The following is a 17,233-nucleotide window of genomic DNA, read 5'->3' as shown; positions in this document are numbered from 1 at the left end:
GATGTTAGATTATTGCTCAATGTATTTTTTACTTTAGTCTTGCGCAATAACCTATAGATAGGTAGGAGCAGGATACAAAAGGAAATAAGAAAGTTAATCTGGTGGTATTTGAAATCTGTTTGAAACTTACCGGAAGGTAATCCTGCATTCGAGACTTCTAATGGTAGAAGGGCGTTTGCAGCCCGAGGGAAAGCGATGCACGTAATCATTAGAAAGTATTTTGATTTTACGAGAATGCTCGGCGAGCTGGTACAGCATTAGGTAGATGAATTTCCTATATTGACCTTTGCCTGGGGTGATGGAAAAACAGCGCCTTATCCATCTCAAAATTAAAGGGTACATGTACGCGAGGAGGTCGCAAAAGATACTATTCATCGAGGTAGGAATTTTAAATAATTTGATCTAAAATTTTATTATTTCTTTTGGTTACCGCATTGGTAAATAGTATTTTAGGAGCAATTAACCTTCTCATCATGCCCACACCTATTGTAGACACAAAATCAAACCAGGATACCACCCTTACGCTGTTCATCGTTTTAAGTGCAATCAGCATAATCATTCCCATTTTAGTTTATGTCTTTAACATGGGAAGTTGGAGTTTTTCTAAAAAGAAAGAGGAATGGGATCTCTTTTCAGCTTTTATCGGAGGCACTCTTAGCCCAATTGTTGGTGTCCTTTCGTTGCTTATTAGTGGCTATATCGTTTACAAATTCAATAAAATACAGCATAAATACCAAGAGGATAAAGACAATGGACAGCTCCAGCAAGTAACAATAGATCTCTTCAAGGAATTCAGAAGTGAGCAGATGTCGAAAGCACGGTCTAATGCATGGCAGATGAAACAAAAATGGTACGAAGCAGATGAATCATCAAGGGACCGATTTCGTAAAATGCTGGTAATTGCAATGGTAAGCGAAAAAACAGTAAATAATGCTGGAATCTGCATTGAAAGGCAACATCTTAGGGCAGTAAATGACATGATATCCTTTTATACGATGCTTAGTCTATACTCCAAAAACAGTAAAAATATTACAGAGTTGAATTATTTTTATTATCCATGGTGGCGTGGGTTTTTGAAGGAACTTACAAATGAATGCGATAAGAAGACCAAAGAGTGTCTCAATAGCGATGAACAATTGGCAGTTCCAAACTTCAATAAGGGTGAATACTTTGACAACCTATCACACATAAGTGCGTTTATTCGCCTTGATAAAATTTGTGGCTTCGAGGATCTTACAAATTTTGACATGATGTGTGAGCCTGGAAAGCTAATGTTTCCTAGTTGATGTTGGTTATCCTCTCACTTTTATGATGTCTTTTATGCTTTATATTTAAGCCTCTGAATATCTAAATGCTCAGGTAAGTAGAAACTGTTTGTTTTGGACTCCGTTCATAGATAAGCGTGAAACAATTTTAACATGACCTTCAGCCAACTAAATAAAAAAAAGATAAATTCAAAAGTGCACAGGAAGTTAGCACAACAGAGTGGAGAACGATCTTCTCTAACCAAAATAGAATCAAGGATTATGAGTCTTCTAGCCTAACCGCCCTATTATGAGGCAAAATGCGCTTTTCTGACTTACAGAAGCAATTTACGAACTATTTTTAAAACCTCAAAATTTTGCTCTGTTACGTATTTGTTACGGTTTATTATTAAGAAATAAAATGGCACCCAAGATTATTTCAGATAAACCACGATAACTGTCAGTGTGTATTAAAATGTCCATAAGCAAGAAAGAATGCCATTCTCTGAAACTCTGTAACACTGCTCCCAAAGCTTCCATTGTGACTTGAACTTGATCTGAAAATCCTCGGGAAACCATTCTATTGCATCCACCTTTTCAGGCGTATCAGCTGAAGTGCCGTGATAAAAAAGATCTCCCGCTACAGAATATACGGGCACCTTGCTTCCATAAGGCAAATATTCAAATGGAAATCCTGGTGTATGCTGTTTCCATTTCACCAATCCATCCTCAATAAAAACAATCATAACGGGGAAGTCACCAAGTGATCTGTATCGTAAAAATGTAGCTGTCAACGAAACATTAAAGTATTGTGCAAGGTCTTGAATAAGGCTGATACTTAATCGATGACCTCCTGCCTTTTGCTTGAACAGCGATGAAGGCATCAGTAGTTCAGCAGCAAAATCATTAGCCTGCTGTTCTTGGGAGCCATTCTTATACCAATCGGAAAGCGTTTTCTCGGTATCTGAAAATAATGGGGTCAATCCTTTATGGAGACATAGATGACCGATCTCATGTGCTGTAACCCAATTTCGTTTCGCTTCGTAGGAAATATTAGAATTAACCGTAATAATCGCGCTCTCTTTATTCATCAGAATCCGGCCGCTGGAACCGGTTAAAGGGCTGTACTTTATTATACCATCCAATGAAAAAGCTATTTCTTCCAAACTTAAGTCCCCGGGTTGAAGCCATCCCAGATCATTTAATAGTTTTTGTGCTGTTAGAGGGGGACTAATCATCAGATGTAGTTTCGTCAGTGCGTTCTTTCAAAATTGACATAAACTGCAACATTTCCTGATCTTCAAGTATTGCTTCTTCATCTTTTTTAGATAACTCTGTAAATTTGTTGAACATGGGAATCAGGTTAGCTTGTTCATTAATACTGAACATTTTTTTAAATTCCTCAATACCCTGCTCCTTTAGCTTTTTTAGCTGATCAAGCGCATCAGCGTATCTTGCTTTCGTAGCTTCTGCTTTTAATTTAGCAGTAAGCTGCCTGATTTTTACCAAATGATTGTTTATTTGAAGGTCAGGTTTTTGCTCCAGCTCCAAAAGAATCTCTTGATCCTCACGATGATAGTTGATTTCCAACATCAATCCGTAGAGGTTATTCAGTATTTGCTTTGAGTTTGTTGACATCATTTAGGATTGCTGTGATTTTCTCACTTTGTTAATTAGTTTTTCTTTTAGTTTGTCGAATTGCTTAGGTGACTTACCTAACAACTCCGCTATGTCTGCCCTTTTCATGCCCTCACAGACTGCCTCGTAAATAATCTCAAGTTCTGTATCACCCCGTGCTGCATCTTGCAAAGCTTCAGCCTGTTCTTTGAATTTTTGCTCTTCATCTGGTTCAAAGTGGTCATCTTCGATGACGTAGAATTCATCTGTAATATCATCACGGTATGTTATTCTTAACGCCTCCGCTTTTTTTGTAGTATATTTTTCAACCTGCTTGGTGACCGCACTGTCTATCGCCCTTATCATCTGCTCCAATAAACTATATTGCTGTTTCCACTCCCAAGCACCTTCCAGTAATTTAGTATAAGCCATACCTAAATAAAATTCAACAGGATCACTACCGACTGTAGATGCCGCATGCGCTCCGGTCGAAGTCTTTTGCTTTAATCTTATACGGATATGTTTCTTGCATTTATAAAGCACTACTTTCCATTCAGCTTGAGTGACTGATGAGAATCTTTTGTAATTATTACTGTAATAAGGTCCGAGTATCATAAAGGTTATAACCGGTTAATTTAATTTTTACCCCATTGGGGGAGTTTTTAAAATTTCCGGTTATATCAAATACAGAGAGCTGCTAATAAACTGGCTTCTAAAAACATGGTAAGTTAATTATAAAAAATAAGAGAGTAAATATGAATTTAAAAGGTACAATAAGTTTTTTCATTGGAGTCGCTGGTTTTATAGCCTGCCTCTTCCTACAGCCAGGCGATGTACGCTCTACAATTTCAAAAATTGCTTTAGGTTTTATGCTTGGAGGAGTGATTGATTTTGTAGTGTACTTGGTCGAAAACAGGAAACACTGGAATCTCTTTAAGACGAAAATCTTTAAAGCCTCAAAGCCAGTTAGGGTAACGGTAGCATATCTTTTCAGAATTGAAATTAATGGCAAGTACGTTCTCATAAAGCGGCATAAAAAGGACAAGATAGGATATCAACCAGTTGGAGGGGCATTTAAATATTTCAAAGAGGAAAACAGAGAACTGTTCGATAAACTTGGTGTTGAGCCATGCGACTATGTGCCTCGGGACGAGGATACCGACCAGGATTTACGTATCCGCTTGAAAAAGAGAAAACACCTTATACCATTCATCAAATGGTTTGAGAGCCGAAAAAACAGGGAGATGGACCCGTGGAGAGAATTCTATGAAGAGTTAATAGAACCCGGATTGTTACCCGCATCGGAATTTAAACATGTTAAGTATGTTTTTATTGGTAAGCATACAGAAGGCATTATACCATCGCCAGTATTCCCAATTGATGAATTTAGGTATGCAGAAATTTATGAGCTAAGGCCCGAAACTGATGGCCAAAAGGCAGCAATTGCCAATCTGATTAATAAACATGATGAAATTGTCTTTGTAAGCCCGGACGAAATTAGAAAAGGCTCAACAAATAATGGTTTTAGCATACTTCCTCACACATTTAAAATTTTACCTAAATGCTAAATTTAAACGATAAAAAAGCACAGATAGATGACATTCTGGATAGAATGGCCGAAGGTCTTCAACTTGGTGATGCACGATATGACCGAATGAAGCAGCACTATGAAGCAGTTAAAAACTGGATAGAAAAAGACGAGAAGTTTTTTAAGCCTTTCAACTACGAAGTATATCCACATGGCTCAGTTAGAATTTTAACTACAGTGAAGCCAATTGGAAGTGATGAGTTTGATCTGGACATCGCGCTTCATCTCAAAACAAATCATGCCGCACATACACCACAAAAGATTTATCAGGAACTTAAACGGAGATTAATGGAGCACGAAACCTATAAAGGGATGCTTGAGCCAAAGAAGAGGTGTTTAAGGTTAAATTACTCTGGCGATTTCCACATGGATATATTACCGGGCATTCAAGAATATGAATGGGATGAAGACCGTCTATGCGTACCTGATAGAGAACTCGGCACTTGGGTAAGTAGTAATCCGAGAGGTTACGCTAAATGGTTTATTGATAGAGCGAACACTGTAAAGGTGAGTTTGCTGGAAAAAGCTATACGTGCCGAAAACCTCCCCGCCGATAATTTTAGGTTTAAAAAGCCCTTGCAGCGTGCGGTTCAACTCATAAAAAGGTACAGAGATATATACTTTCAGGACGATGATACCTATAAGACTTCAAGCATCATACTAACCACAATTGCGGGAATTTACTACACTGGTCAAGAGAGTATTTTTGATACTGTTGAGGGTATCATCAATCAGATTCAAAGTAATGTTTCAAGACTGCCGCATAGAATTAAGATATTAAATCCAGTGAATGCCCAGGAAGACTTTACCGATAAGTGGGACTCAGAGCCTGCATACTATGAAGCGTTCAAGGCATTTGCTGTACATCTATACAATGAGTGGCAGGAACTGAAACGTGAAAATGGTGTATTAAATGAGGGGCGAATCTTAAAAGGGCTTTTCGGAGAGGATAACTTCATCAATGCACAACGAGCTCAAACTGAACTTTTGGAGAGTTACCGCAATCGTAGGGATTTAGGTGTAAACAGGGAGACTGGAAATTTTGTCAAAGCTGGTACAGTTGCAAGTACCGCGATTAAGACCAATACATTTTATGGTGAAAAGAAAGTTTTTCGGAAATAAACTATTGATTGCCAAATCTCTAAAACAGCAGGCCCAGGCCGTCCAAAGTAGATGGCCTGGGTTTACAGTGACTTTGAATGGTGGAATTTTAACTGCGACTGGTCAGCTACGCCCCACGGCAAGAAGTCGAGCCTATGAAGTGCAAATAACTTATAAGCTAAAGAACAATCCTGATATAATACTACTTAGCCCGAAAATTGAGTGCAATTTTAAAGGAGAAATGCCTGAACACCTTTACTCCCAGGAAAGGCTGTGCTTATTTCGTCCAATTTATGGAGAGTTTAAGTTCAGTGATTTCCTTAGCGAAACGATCCTGCCTTGGACAGCATTGTGGCTATATCATTATGAGGTATGGCACTTGACCGGAGACTGGCTAGGTGGAGGGGAACATCCTAATTAAAGTTTAACATTTTTAACATAAATCTCATGGCATTACAAGTAACGAACGTTACTAGCGCAGTTAAAAACCGCCTGAATATTTTGATGCATCTTTTCCGTCTACAGTCATATATTCCGCAATTGAGTTAATGGAATAAAGAAGTGCTTATTTTTTTTATTATCTTCATCAGCTCCGAAGCTGGATTATAATTAAAGTGGCTGAGGACAGACCTTCCCCCCACATGAACGCTAAAGATCTAGTTAACCAAATATTTGAGGAAAAAGCCAAAAATGACAGCAATTCGCGCGATTTGGCGCGACTGATCAATACCTTATCGAAAACCGTATTCGGGCACATAAACAGGTTTGTATTTGAATTGCTTCAAAATGCAGACGACGCTTCCACTAGCAGTGGCGAGCAAATAGATGTATCGTTTCAATTGTTGGAAAACTACCTCGTGTTTTCCCATAGCGGGGCGCACTTTACCGAGAGCGATGTGCGCGGCATTTCGGGGATTGGAAATAAGGCAAGTGAAAAAGATAAAAGCATTGAAAAAACGGGATATAAAGGCATCGGATTCAAATCCGTTTTCGGCTCGTCGGATTATGCGCACATCATATCAGGCGAATACTCGTTTCGTTTTGATAAAGGATACGAAGGTTATGGCGGTTCTGAGGATTATCCTTGGCAGGTAATTCCCATTTGGACAGACAACCCAGTTGTTGAAGCAGCACCTTATTGCGACCCAATTCGCGTAAATACAATTATTGCAGTTGATAACAGGGATACAATACGCACTGAAATAGAAAAAGTACTTAAAGACGCGCAAATATTGTTGTTCTTAAGACGCGTTGGAACAATAACTTTTTACGATCACCAAGATGTTGTAACGCAGCTATCAAAAGGTTTGGAAGCAGACGGTATTATCGACCTCTATAATAACTCTAGTCTTATAAGTTCATGGATCTTAAAAACATTTGACCTTGATATCAGCGAGGAGTTAACTGCCAAGCTCAATGTTTTATCCGACACCGAATGCCCTAAAAAATTAAAGGAAGCCACTACAACAAAAATCACCTTTGCCGCAAGTGTTAAAGACGGGCAATTTTTGCCTTTAAAAAGTGCGGTGGTTTACTCTTACCTTCCGACCAAGGCTGAAATGGGTTTCCCCTTCCTGATCAATGGTGATTTCCTGACCAATGCCGAGCGGACAGATCTGATGTCCAATGCGTGGAATGAATTTCTGCTTTCAGAAATCGCATTACGACAAATAGATTGGTTTCTCGAACTTCAGGACACCGACTTTAGCCATGATGTTCTGTCCTTGCTAAAAGGCAAGTTTCCTTTATACAGCCTTACCAGCATTCAAAAAGCCTATAACGAAAGCCTGGAAATAGCAGCCGGAGCAGTTGACTTCATCCCAGAACAGAAAAGCGATTTTTTTGTCTCTATTGCCAAAGGCATAATTGATCAAACCAGGTTTAGCGAATATTTCGATCCCAAGCTTATCAGGGATTTCTTCAAGCTTGATGTATACCATGGTGTAATAGACATTGCCGTTAGGAACCAAGCCAACACATCGGGTCTCGGTACTAGGCAATTTGCTTTTGAAAATGTATTGCAGCTCATTACTACTGGCATCATCAACGATTCTTTTCAGGGGATAAATCTAGTTGTATTTTTTTACAGCAGGACCCTTAACGGGCATAACCAAAGTTGGTTACCAACATTGGCTGATGCCGCATTTATTCTTGATAATTCAGGAAACATCAAAACGCCCAAGGAAATTTTCTTTCCTTTGGAGGAGAAAGACACTGATACCGAATTTGAAAACCTCAGTTTCGTTCATCCCGATATCTTGGCTCATTTTTCAGCAAGTCCGAACGTCATGAAATGGCTGCACCAACTTGGCGTGAAAGAACCTACCGACCTTGAAATTTTTCGCAAAGCAATTGTTCCGTTTATAAAAAGCGGCAAAATCATTGACGATAATGCACTTCGTGTTACCAGATTTATTTTCAGAGTATCTGCGTCTAAAGTACTTTCCGAGGCTGATTACGAAGCATTGAGAGCATTGAAAGTACTTACCGTTAATGGCCTTCGGCTGCCGGGACAGGCGTATTTATCTGATTTTTACAGCCCAGAGAAAAGTTTATCTGCTGTAATACCCAATGCTGACTTCCTCGTGGATACCTATTCCGAAACCGTCGAAGCGGTTTCGGAATGGAAAATATTCTTTAAAAAGATTGGGGTTAGGGAATCTATAACGATAGAAATTAAAGAGGAAAAGTTTGAGCGAAGCGCTTTTGAAAAGATTCAACCTGAATCCAAAGCTTATTTTGATTGGCTTGAGAACAATTTGTACTATCCGAAGATCTATCACCCTTGGAGCCATTCCGGTCAGCACTCGGTACAAAATTTTACGGCAATAGATTTCAGGCAGCATCTCGCGTTACCTGACTTTTCCAAATTCTTCTGGTCCAAGATGCTAACCGGTTGGGACGAGTTCATGGCAAAGTGTTCCAGAACATTGTATTATTACAAAGGAGGAAACGAGAAGGTTCCCAGTTTTGTGCAATATTACATCCGTAATTTTGAATCAATTCCTTGTACTGACGGACATTGCTATAAGACAACCGAGATATTTTCTCCCGCTTTAAAAAATATTGTCGGTACCTTCTATCCGGTTGCCGATTTGCCTGCGTCAATTACTAAGGAGCAGGCGGATTTCTTTGGATTTAAAAGAAGCATATCTATCCCCGAATGCCTTGAATTGTTGAAATACCTTTCAGGACAGGCAATATCACCCGATAGCCGGAAACAGATTTTCGCCATTTACGAACAGCTCATCAGTCTATCATCCGAGCGGTCTGCAACCTTAAAAGCGACCATTGCGCAGTGGCGTAAAACAGCCCTGCTATTGACGACAAATAATACTTTTCATGCCGTTACCGATCTTTACATTTTTAGTGTTATCGGCGCAGAAGTTCCTCCAACGTCCGAACGATTTATAAAGACACCCGCTAAAATCACCTTCGACGAAGTAGAAGCCTTATGCGATCTTTTACATATCGAGATGATAACCTCTGAAAAATTGAAATTTGTATCGCAAGGTGTTCAGGATGAACTGGGCCTGCCCAAAGCGATTCTTGAACGTTCGAAATTCTTAGCCCTTATTTATTCACACAATTCAAACGAATCTTTTGCCGATGTGCTCTCCCGGCTTCGCCGCACGATCAGCGTCACACGGTTCTTTTCAGCGGAAGGGCTTAGCCTGGTGTATGAAACAGGAGTAGGCGAAGTCATTTTCGATTCTCCAATTGATTCATGGGTTGAGACTTCAAAACTTTATTTTAAGGGCAGGTGGAATTCCGCAATAACGCTCTATACCCTAAGCAACACTATATGTGCCTTGCTTAATTTTAAGGATATGGAGCGTGAGTTTCAAGTAATAATGCAAAGCACTGAGCAGGACATATTTGAATGGCTGCAGCAAAAGGGGTATATGGTAAGCGAGTTCACAGACACAGAGATCCAGCCGGAAATCTTTGAGGAGTACGTTGATGAATTACCAGATGCACCGGGTGATGACCCCTTTGCAAACATCGATATTGAATTTGAAGAGACTTTCGAAGAAAAGGTCAAAGTTGAAGATATAGATTTCAGCAACATTGAGCCTGAGATAAAAGTTTATTCGAGTCCTGTAGCAGCTTCAACAAAAGAGTACACACAACTGACCTCTAAGAAAGTCATGGTCGACGTTGGAAAATGGTCGGAGAATTTTATCTATGAGTATTTTAAAGAAAACGCCGGCACCTTCACCGAGATCAACTGGCTGAATAAGGACGCGGAAAGCTATATGCCTTATGATTTCGAGGTTACAGAAAATGGGGTTAAACGGTTGGTTGAAGTGAAGGGTACATCCTCTTTTACTAAGGAAATTGTTTATATGTCGCCTAATGAATGGAAGACCCTCTTTGAACAAGGTCCGAATTATACCCTATTTCGGATTTTTGGCGCGGGAACTGAAGACTTCAGGTTTGAACGAACAGATAACCTTCGAGTCTCAATTGAAGGTGGTACCGTTTTGCCCTCACCGATACAGTTGATGATCTAAGCAACATAATGGAAATATATCTTATATGAAAAGAACAGGACGATATAGGGTTAGTATAATATTTGGCATCGCATTTATTGTGGTTATATTTTTGTATTACCTGAGACTTATTAATGCCACAGCTTTACTTGCTACTTTAGGATCGATTGAAACAATTTACTACGGCGGCTTAAAAACACAGCTTGATAATGACCTTTTATTCAAAGAACTATTTAATTCATTTAATGGCCGCGTATTGCGCGGGCATAATGGTTCGCCTTGTTCCTGGTAGAGGTAAGCGGCGATATGTCAAACTTTATTTATGATTGCAAATTGATCGAAGGTATAAAACTATAGATTATACGATTAGTCAAGATAGAGAATTTCAATCAGTTTTTCTGTTGCCGGTATGCCGAAGAAAGTTCCTTTAGCGACAGTAAATAATTAAGAGACATAATATTTTAAGGCATTTATCTATTTGAAGCGTATGAATCCCAAAACTTTAGTGCATGATACTCGCCGTTTTGGTAAGCCACCAAATATTTTCTAACTTTCTGGCTGTGCTCAATATCCTCAATGTTTGCGTTGTGCATGTTTTTACGCTTAAAAAGTTCGACAAACCAGATCAGTTCCAAACCATTTTTCACCAATTCCTCCAAAAGCAACTTTTTATTAATAATAACCATTTCTTGAATATTGTGGCTTTCATCTTTATTAGCATGTAGGAATGCGATCACATGCCCCTCTTTATTCAAAAATTCATTGCCTCTCATTTCAACAATACCGCATAGTTGCCTTATGAATGCAGAGGGAATTTTCAAATATTCTTCGCCATCAATTGTGTTCTTTGTGACATCGGTGAGAGAATGCATCATTTCCTGCTCATTGTCGGCTTGATCATAATAAGATGTTGACTGGTTGGTTTCGCCGATCCAGTTCATCCATACCAGGTCTGATGGATTGCTATGGGTATGCGTTTGCGGATCTGCCTGAAGGTCGTCGAGGCTCTCGATAAAATAGAGATCGCCCGGATTTTGTATAATTTGGTATGTCAATTCATTAAGATTGCCCTTTTTAATGATGCACGCCCTTGCTTCTAGCCGCCCAAACACTAACGATTTAGAATCGTGAAATCCCGAATAATTATAGATGGCCAGTTGTTCTGTGTCGTTTCCGTCTATGTAAAAATCTGTTTCATTGAATTCCAGCCATGATTTAAAATCAACATCTGCCTCCATTTCCACCTGCTTCTTTATAAATTCTGCGTGAGGTTCCCCTTCAGCTAGTTCTTTAACCAGGGAATCTTTCAATACCCAGGAGAGTTGTTCTTTCCTACTGATGCTATCATCAATGTAGATGGGCGATTCGACAGGATTGGGAATTGGTTCAATCAAACCATAATCGGTTACATAAGAGCGTTTCTTGTGAGATAATTCACGCGGCACATAGTCGGAAAGATATCCCTGCAAATAATGGACGGCAAGCCATGTATATTTTTCTTCGTATGTGAATACTCGGCTTTTACCACCATGCGATTCCTGAGTCATGCCATTTCCCTCTGTTCTTGAAAACCCCAGATCTTTCATGTAACCAATTGCTGCTGCCGTCGCCCACACAGAACCAAATATTCCTGGTTTGTTAAATTTTGCGCGATACAGATCCAAGAGACTTTTCCCTTCCGGGCTGTCCTGGTCTTTTGCATGACCATTGGATATTCCCATAGGATATTCGAGGAAGTGTTCAAAAGATTTCTTTATCACATACCATGCAAGATCATGAACAATTGGATATATCTCCTCTCGTGGATTTTCGAGCGCATTTTCATCCAATCGAATGATTTTCGGATCTTCTAATTTTTTAGGCCTCGCAAGCGACACCTCTTTTTCATTTATCAAATCAAACTGAAAAGCCCTTTCGACAATCGACCTCATTCCCTGGCGAACGATGATATTACGATGCTCTTCAGGCAGAGACAAAACATTTTTAATTGCCCATTTAGCAAGATCTTTAATAGCATCATGGTCCCTTAGCCTAGATGCAACCCCGAGCATTACAGATGCTAGGTCTTCCTGTATTTGTGGATCATCGCAGTGGAAGATCTTTTCCAGAAGTTGTGCAAATTCTCCTGGCTGTTTCAATGCCCATTGCGTTAGGGCGACACGAAGTTTATCCCTGAATTCCTGGTCTATATGCGTTAGCGACCAGGCGTATATTAGGGGTAGCTCATCATGAAGTGCATATTCGGATAAGGCCAAGTTGTCTCCAGTATAATCTTCAATAGCTGAACGGATAGAATAGTCAGCGTGGTGGTTCTGTTCATGTTTACCTGATTCATAGCCGTCGAACCCTGACCAGAATCGGTCGCGTTCAAAAGATGAAGGCTGGCGTCTGAGCAATTGATCAAGAAAGTTTGCGCCAAAATAGTTTTCATTGTTGCTACTAGAGGGAAGAACAAGATTTATCAATGCAAAATATTGTGAAGCACCTGCATGCAAAAGCATGTTCTCAACTTCAGCATTATACTTGGCAGCCTGCTCCGGAGTCGCTCTTATCAGAGCGCGCAGTCTTAATGAAGTTACTTCCTGAGGTTGAAGCCCTTGTACAAGAAACCCTTCGTCCCCTATGAGTTTGTCTTCGGTTTTCAATTGAAGATCAACAATATTCTGTACTATAAGACTAGCGGATGGATATCCCTCACCAGATATACTTTCACCCACTAAATCATCGCCAACCAGGAATTGCTCTGGAATACTTTCTACTTCGCCAGCTGTCAATTCCTCAGATATTCGATTTGCAATAATCAACTCTATAATCGAATTCGATACGATAGTATAGATGTACGTTCTCTTTTTAATGCCGCCCTTACCGGTTTGTGTTTCTTCAGATTTGATCAGCATCCCATTTTCTGCCAGAAAATCAATAACCGGGTCAACGTCTGGAAGATAGTTTCCAATCGCGTTTTTTACAAGGGTTGAAAGATCGTTGTGTTCAATTCGGGGTCCGGTATAGAAATGATCTGCGATTATGGAAAGAGCCTCTGAAATAGGGCTTCTCGCATTACTAACACCTAATTGTTTGCGTTCTTTGAAGTCCAGCTCAATGCTCTCTATTTTTTTATTCAGTAACTCGTCAGTTGCTGTCAGAATCTCCTCATCCTTGGCTATTGTTTTGCCTTCATATAAATCACAAAAAAGGCGTAGTGCGAACAGAGAATCAATGCCCTTAATTTTTTTTGGCGATTCTAAAGTGATATTATAAAACTCTTTGCTAAAGTATTTTTCTGCGACACTCTGTACAGGCACATCTCCCTCTTTTGGTAAAATAACCACATCAAAATTGGTGCATTTTGGTACTTCACGAGAATCGTGAAAATATCGGCGCGCGCTGAACAGAAAGCGTATGTTCGGGAACTGATGGTGCAATATTTCACACTCACGCATGCGTTCATACCATATCTTTTCCTTGCCGAGATCCTCTTCAAGGCCATCTATGCATATCAATACTTTTGTCGCTTCCAACTTGATTTCGTCACCCGCACTTAGATTTTTACCTAGGCCGGTATCTACACGCATCGCCATTGTTTCTAGTGCAGTGCAGATTTCCTCTTTGCTCCATGCAGGTAACGCAAGAGCTTCTCGCAATAGGTTATCCCAGTCCTTTGATGTGGCTCCTTTGGCCTGAATTATTATTCCAGGAGCGGAAGCCGAAAGATGGGTGTCTATGGCATTGGCCAGCCCGTGTGTTTTTCCTGTACCTGGCTCGCCAAGAATAAGGCGCATGCATTGAAAGAAAATCTTACTGAGATCTCTTTTAACAAAGTCCGAATAATTTTGAATAGCCCTTAAAAGTTCCGGTAACAGCGCAAGTTGCCTTTGCGATGGAATGATCGCACGAAGCTTTGGAAATATCACTGATAGATTGAATGCAACTGGTATCGATGGTTGAAACTTATCATTTCCTTCTTTTACTGCCTCCAATAGTAGCCTGCCTTCTTTTATGTGGTCGTCTATACTTCCTATCAGACCTTTCAGATGAAGATTTAATTGATCATCAGTAGTATTGGTAGGAAGAAATGCATTGATGTGCCTGATCAGTGAATGCAGCGACAGTATAGATTTTTCGAACTCCTGATAAAAGAGCCCGCGGTATTCTTTTGCAAATTTTATATGCTGAACAGTCTGTTGAATTACGCCCTGCGCATGTAGTTCAGGAATGTAACGTTGATGTAGCCAGCCTTTTTTCTGAAGAGCGAACTTATCGCTCAGCAACTTTAATGAAACGACTTCCTTTTCAAACCAAAACTTATGAATTCCCTCATTTCCAGGTTCCATTAGTTCAAGCTGAATATCATTTTCGAACCACCATTCCAGTTCCAAACTTGGATATTTTGCTTTTATTGTATCAGAAAAAGTGTCTATTGCTTTATCCTCATGATTTCGCACAGGCTGTTTACTTTGTCCTTTTTTACCCCTTCCATATTTAAGTGAACTCAAATCCCTTGGAATACAGACAATATATTTTTTTATATTGGGCCTTAAAGCCAATGCTGTGTCAATTGATTTTTCGACCTGACCAAACTGCACATCGGTCAATACATCCCTGAACCATTTTGATTGGACAGCTATAATATCCCCATTTGCCAACAGTCCGTATGCTTCTATGCCACCATCCCCGGCGGCACCATTTACAACCCGGAACTTCGTAAGCATTGGGCCATGAACTGATTTTAAGTGACGTTCGAAAAGTTGATTACAAAGGGTTTCGAACGCCTCCGTTGGCGCATCGCCATATGTTTGAAAATTACTCCAGTTCATTTATAAAATCGGTTGTTAAGGGTCAACTAGTTTAATGAGCATATTTGTGAGTAAGGTAAGAATTATAATAAAATTAATAGCTGTCTAAGTACAACGTCCCATCAAACTGCGCCCAACATACGCGTTGGTGTAAACTAACGGTATTCTTCCATTACCCTTATGACATGTCCATACTCAGTTTTGTTTTTTTGCAATGGAACAACGTTAGCTATAACCGTCATGATTTCACTCCAATCTGGACGTGGAATCATAGTATAGGGGAATGCCGATAACATCGTTGTCCAGCTTTTGGTAATAGAAGTCTGAGAAAGGTGTGTGATTTTCGTTAAACCGTAGATAGAAATGCGGACAGTTATAAAACTCATCGCCATTGAGGTCATAATCCAAAATATCTTCAAAGGCTACAACCGAGATTTTTGCGACCCTAACTACCTTAAAGCCAGAAAGGTCTTCTGGGCGTTCAATAGTCCATTGACCGCGGGTATTTACGTATATATCTGCCAGTTCGTTGATAAATCCAAGACCTTTTGTATTAAGGCGTGCAATCTCTGCCCCAAACCAGAACCAGGGTCCATTTGGGTTCGGATGTTCGGGGTAATGGGTGTCCGCTGAAGAATGTATGATCATCTTCGAACGGAAACGACGGTTCTCAGGATCATAATTCAGCCAGTCAGCAAAGTCTCGTTCCAATCTTTTCTTCATAGTAATCTTTGACAGCAGCTGGCTTTCTTGATGTTGCCCAATCTTGAATTGTGGATAGTATTTGCAAAGTGTGCCAGGCAAATGGCTCAGTCGTTGCTGAATAGTTTCCCAGCCCCAGAAGTTGATATCATATGAAAGTCCGTAACTGTCTTTTAAAGCAGCTATAAATTCGTCATAGTCGGGGTGCTCACTTGCTGTTGTTGCAATTATCAATTGGTTATAGGTAATCGGAGTAGATCTTTCTTTCAATGCCAATAATGTTGCGTCTATGTCAGAGAGTAGGTCTTTTTTGATCAGCACCGTATTTCTGCTCAGATCCTTATGTTTGCACTGAACTATCATCTGCTTCTCGGCTGAAAAGATATCTATTCCTTTTTGCCTATGGCCATTTTTTCCAAAACACTTAAAGGATATCGTATGGTAATGCTCATTTAGCATTTCGCAAACCAATTGCTCAAACTGCTTGGCATTGTCGGAGGGGGAAGTTGATATCCTGACATTAGTTTTTTAATTTATAACGAGGTAGTAATCGCAGTTCGCTGTCACCATAAAATTCGCCCTCATTGGAAAGTGCCTGTTCCAGTTCTTCATTGAATTCCCACTTGCCAGCCGTAAATGCCCAGTTTATGTCGAACCATTGTCCATCTTTTGCCATGACAACGCCGATACATTTATCCAGTCTATGTTTATAGCGGTAGGTATCAACGAAATTCAATAAGGCATTATACCAATGTCCTTTGTTGCGCTGCTGCATGGTAACGAAAACAAATCCACATCCGATTCTAGGAATGGCAAAGCGAAGTGGAAGGGCGAATTTGTCCGCCTGAACATTTTGGATAGTTTCCCTATAGCGGCTATTGAAAGCCACCAACTCATTCCGGTTAAGCTTGGCAATTTCTTTTAGTATAAAATGATAGTCAGTTTCCCTGCCGTTTTCATATAGGATAACCTTGTTGAAAAAATTGTTTAATATGCTGCCCACTTCAAAGTGGCCGGAATCAGTATCTATTTTGCCGAGATTATTTAAAAAATCCTGATTGATAGCCGTAGTATCCTGGGTAGTAAAGAAGTGTTCCAAAAGGTATTCCTCTTTTCCTATAATTGCATGATCCTTGTGCCTCAAATAAATTTCCTCCCTAAATTGCAGATACTCCGCAAGTTCGCTGGGCGTGACAAGATACCTGCATACCATCTCATAATCCTGGATGTGAAATAAATGAATCAGCCCGGCGGTAGAACTCTCCAGAAATTTGATGTTCTTTTTGTCCTCAAGCAATTTGCTGCCAGGTTCAAAAATCACCAGTTTGATCAGCTTTTGTCCTGCCGCTTTGGCAATGTCTGCCGTCTGACCACGTTCATTAGTTACTGGAAGCTTCTGCCATGTCTGAAAGAAATTTATCGTATCCTTTATCTGCTTTTTCGCCTTTCCCGCAATGGTCCTATCGAACCATTTTTCTTCGCTTTGTGTATCGGTGACATGCTGAGCTTCACGACCTTTCACCTGATAGACTAGCAACAGGTCGTCCAGCCAGACTATATTATCAGCAAGTTCTTTAGTATCACCACCTTCCTGAAATATTTGGTTCTCTGAATAGGTGAACTCCTTGAAAAAGATAGAGTTGTTTATATTGGTCAGTAATCTCTCCGATGCTGTCATTCCTAGTGTTAGTT

At 40.0% G+C, this 17,233-nt stretch carries 12 protein-coding genes; 5 read left to right on the top strand and 7 right to left on the bottom strand.

Annotated elements, in window-relative coordinates; translation table 11 throughout:
• Nucleotides 1-388: 388 nt before the first annotated feature.
• Complete coding sequence (locus OQ267_RS11140; RefSeq protein WP_265835965.1) at nt 389-559, bottom strand: hypothetical protein; 171 nt, start codon at nt 557-559, stop codon at nt 389-391.
• Nucleotides 560-584: 25 nt separating this feature from the next.
• Between OQ267_RS11140 and OQ267_RS11135 the strand changes: the two genes are divergently transcribed.
• Nucleotides 585-1,286, top strand: a complete 702-nt coding sequence (locus OQ267_RS11135) for a hypothetical protein (RefSeq protein WP_265835964.1) — start codon at nt 585-587, stop codon at nt 1,284-1,286.
• A 428-nt stretch (nt 1,287-1,714) separates the two neighbouring features.
• Here the strand turns inward: OQ267_RS11135 and OQ267_RS11130 are convergent, their stop codons facing one another.
• The 3 genes from OQ267_RS11130 to OQ267_RS11120 are packed head-to-tail and all read right to left on the bottom strand — an operon-like array spanning nt 1,715 to nt 3,476.
• Nucleotides 1,715-2,482: an ImmA/IrrE family metallo-endopeptidase gene (locus tag OQ267_RS11130; protein WP_265835963.1), complete on the bottom strand. Its 768-nt coding sequence runs from the start codon at nt 2,480-2,482 to the stop codon at nt 1,715-1,717.
• Nucleotides 2,475-2,885 (bottom strand): hypothetical protein, encoded by a 411-nt coding sequence (locus tag OQ267_RS11125; protein WP_265835962.1) that lies wholly within the window; start codon nt 2,883-2,885, stop codon nt 2,475-2,477. The genes OQ267_RS11130 and OQ267_RS11125 overlap by 8 nt, the downstream gene beginning before the upstream one ends.
• Entirely contained in the window at nt 2,886-3,476 is a 591-nt protein-coding gene (locus tag OQ267_RS11120; protein WP_265835961.1) for a hypothetical protein, read from the bottom strand. It lies immediately after the preceding gene.
• 140 nt (nt 3,477-3,616) lie between these two features.
• Here OQ267_RS11120 and OQ267_RS11115 point away from each other — a divergent pair, with 140 nt between their 5' ends.
• The 4 genes from OQ267_RS11115 (at nt 3,617) to OQ267_RS11100 (ending at nt 10,067) form a co-directional block, all read left to right on the top strand.
• Nucleotides 3,617-4,429 carry a hypothetical protein gene (locus OQ267_RS11115; RefSeq protein ID WP_265835960.1) on the top strand — a complete coding sequence of 271 codons (813 nt, stop codon included), beginning with the start codon at nt 3,617-3,619 and terminating at the stop codon, nt 4,427-4,429.
• Nucleotides 4,423-5,571, top strand: coding sequence for a nucleotidyltransferase (locus OQ267_RS11110; RefSeq protein WP_265835959.1), 1,149 nt, complete (start codon nt 4,423-4,425; stop codon nt 5,569-5,571). The genes OQ267_RS11115 and OQ267_RS11110 overlap by 7 nt, the downstream gene beginning before the upstream one ends.
• Nucleotides 5,543-5,971, top strand: coding sequence for a hypothetical protein (locus OQ267_RS11105; RefSeq protein WP_265835958.1), 429 nt, complete (start codon nt 5,543-5,545; stop codon nt 5,969-5,971). The genes OQ267_RS11110 and OQ267_RS11105 overlap by 29 nt, the downstream gene beginning before the upstream one ends.
• A gap of 220 nt (nt 5,972-6,191) precedes the next feature.
• Nucleotides 6,192-10,067 (top strand): DUF3883 domain-containing protein, encoded by a 3,876-nt coding sequence (locus OQ267_RS11100; RefSeq protein WP_265835957.1) that lies wholly within the window; start codon nt 6,192-6,194, stop codon nt 10,065-10,067.
• A gap of 449 nt (nt 10,068-10,516) precedes the next feature.
• Here OQ267_RS11100 and OQ267_RS11095 read toward each other — a convergent pair whose 3' ends face one another.
• From OQ267_RS11095 to OQ267_RS11085, 3 genes are all read right to left on the bottom strand, one after another.
• On the bottom strand, nt 10,517-14,860 hold the full coding sequence (locus OQ267_RS11095) for a hypothetical protein (RefSeq protein ID WP_265835956.1): 4,344 nt from the start codon (nt 14,858-14,860) through the stop codon (nt 10,517-10,519).
• A gap of 225 nt (nt 14,861-15,085) precedes the next feature.
• Nucleotides 15,086-16,000 (bottom strand): hypothetical protein, encoded by a 915-nt coding sequence (locus OQ267_RS11090; protein ID WP_265835955.1) that lies wholly within the window; start codon nt 15,998-16,000, stop codon nt 15,086-15,088.
• A gap of 61 nt (nt 16,001-16,061) precedes the next feature.
• The gene (locus OQ267_RS11085) at nt 16,062-17,219 is read right to left on the bottom strand and encodes a hypothetical protein (RefSeq protein ID WP_265835954.1); all 1,158 of its coding nucleotides are present in this window, start codon (nt 17,217-17,219) and stop codon (nt 16,062-16,064) included.
• Nucleotides 17,220-17,233: the final 14 nt, after the last annotated feature.

The sequence above is a fragment of the Pedobacter sp. MR22-3 genome (assembly GCF_026240075.1).
GTDB lineage: Bacteria > Bacteroidota > Bacteroidia > Sphingobacteriales > Sphingobacteriaceae > Pedobacter.
The sequence above is the reverse complement of the archived record's forward strand: the minus strand, read 5'-3'. Positions and strand labels throughout refer to the sequence as shown.